General features: G+C 62.7%; 2 protein-coding genes. Both read right to left on the minus strand.

Annotation, left to right across the window (positions count from 1 at the left end):
- Positions 1–104: 104 nt before the first annotated feature.
- Complete coding sequence (locus E5W87_RS19925) at positions 105–587, minus strand: group II truncated hemoglobin (RefSeq protein WP_292401153.1); 483 nt, start codon at positions 585–587, stop codon at positions 105–107.
- A 105-nt stretch (positions 588–692) separates the two neighbouring features.
- Positions 693–2,029 (minus strand): hypothetical protein (locus tag E5W87_RS19930; RefSeq protein WP_292401156.1); only part of this gene is annotated, 1,337 nt, incomplete at its 5' end.

Raw genomic sequence — 2,029 nt, forward strand, 5'->3', positions numbered from 1 at the left:
GCCCCAACCGGTCCAGCCTCGCGGAACCGAACAATTCACAGCCACCCGTTTCCTGCCAATCGGTCCCGCCCGTCGGGTCGGGGGGCGACCGGATCGCGCTCTGGTCAGTTTCCAGAAGGCGGCTTGTACGGTCCGCCGGGCACGCCCCAGCCCCAGGCCGGCATCGGTTCCGTCTCAGGATCGCAGGTCTCGCCAAGGTTGGAGTTCATCTTGGCCAGCCGCGACCCCCATTCGATATAGGCCATGAAAGCCGAGCGGAATTCCGGATCGTCGGGCAGCCCGACCTCGTCGGCAGCGTCAGCGAGAAGATTGATCCAGCGGCGGCGCTGTTCCTCGCTCAGGTGCTTGCCGAGATGGTGCATCACCATCTCGCGGTGGCCGCCATGCTCTTCGCTGTAGGTCTTCGGTCCACCAAAGACCTCGCCGATGAAGGCCGCGACATGCGCGGGATGGTCCGGCGACATGTTTTTGAACACCGGGCCGACGACAGGATCCCTAGACACCTTGTCGTAGAACGTTTGGGTCAGGCGATTCAGCGCTTCGGTGCCGCCGGCCCATTCGAACAATGTCGGGATATCCTGGCTCATTCTCGATCCTCGGCCGGCGGGACTGTCACTTGGTTCGGACGATAGCGGAACTATCGAACGTTGCTCAACCTGCCTCTATGGCCAGCTTGGGCCGGCTGCCGCGCCTTACAACTTGACGGGCGCGTCAGCCTGAACCTCGGACGTCGGAACCACGCGGCAATTCTCCGGCATTGGCTCCGACTTGCAGATGGTCGGACCGGTAAATTCGTCAACCGATTCAAGCCCGGTCGTCAGCCCGGCTTTCAACATCATGTCGGGTTCGAGCCGCCGATGGCGCGAGTCCGGCGCCGACCGCATCGCCACCAGCAAACCGGGTCCGACCGCCATGTCCTTGAGATAGGTTTTGACCTGCGGCTCCAACCCCGTGGAATCCACGGTCAACTGCGCACGAGGGCCGACAAGGCGTCTGACACCGCCGGCAAGCATGATCGGACAGGCCGCGCCACACGCGCCACTCGCATCGATTGTGAGCCCGATATAGATGCCATTTTCGGCGGTGCAATCCGTCTTGTCCGGCTCGCATCCAATGAAGTCCGTCCGCGCAACCGCCACGTCGAGCTTGCGTTCTCGGATCAGCCTCCCGGCGGCCAAAGCGCCAAGCACGTCACCTCCCGGCGAGTTGATCACCACGGGCAGTCGCCGATCACCGATCTTGTCCAGCAGTTGGCGCAGCCGTTCCGGCGTCTGAGCGCTAATCGTGCCTTCCGCGGAGATCCATTCGGGACAATTGGGATCGCAGAGAAAACTTCTGCCTCGAACCAGAACGAAGCGCATATCGCCAACATCGGCCCGCTGCACGGTTTCGCGTTCGACCGACGCGGCGGGAGCGGGCTTGGCGTATGCCACCACGTCGCCGGCCGGCGCCGGTACTTCCCTGCAGTTCGGGGCCACCGGATCGGTGTTGCACAGGGTTGCCGCGGTCAGCAGGTCGACGGCATCCAGGCTGGTAACGAGCTTCGTCTGCAGCATGTCGTAGGGAGCCAGTTGCTGGATGGTGCTGGCCGGCGTGTTCTTCATCGTCTCGAGCACGCCTTGGCCGACGCCCATTTCCTTCAGATAGGCCGCCAGTCTTTTCTCCACCGACTTGCTCATCTCGTAGGTCTTGTAGCTGCCGGCATTCTTGCGGCCGACGATCTTCTTGCTGAGGACCTTCTTCTTGCCCCTCACCACGCGATAGGTGGTCCGGTACTGCAATTTCGTCCGGATGTAGGTCGTGGTGATCTGATGGACGCCGAGATAGGCCCATTGCCCGACCACGCGCCTGATGCCGCCGGCAAACATCAGCGGGCAAGCGGAATTGCAGATGGCGCCGCTGGCATAGGCATTGCCGAAATAGCGAGCGCCCTTGGCATCGTTCTCGTTGCAGTCCTTGGCTTCGGGCTGGCAACCGGTGAACCGGGTTTTGCCGACCGCGATATCGAGTTTGCTCTTGCGGAGCAGCC

The sequence above is a fragment of the Mesorhizobium sp. genome (assembly GCF_004962925.1).
Taxonomy (GTDB): domain Bacteria; phylum Pseudomonadota; class Alphaproteobacteria; order Rhizobiales; family Rhizobiaceae; genus Mesorhizobium.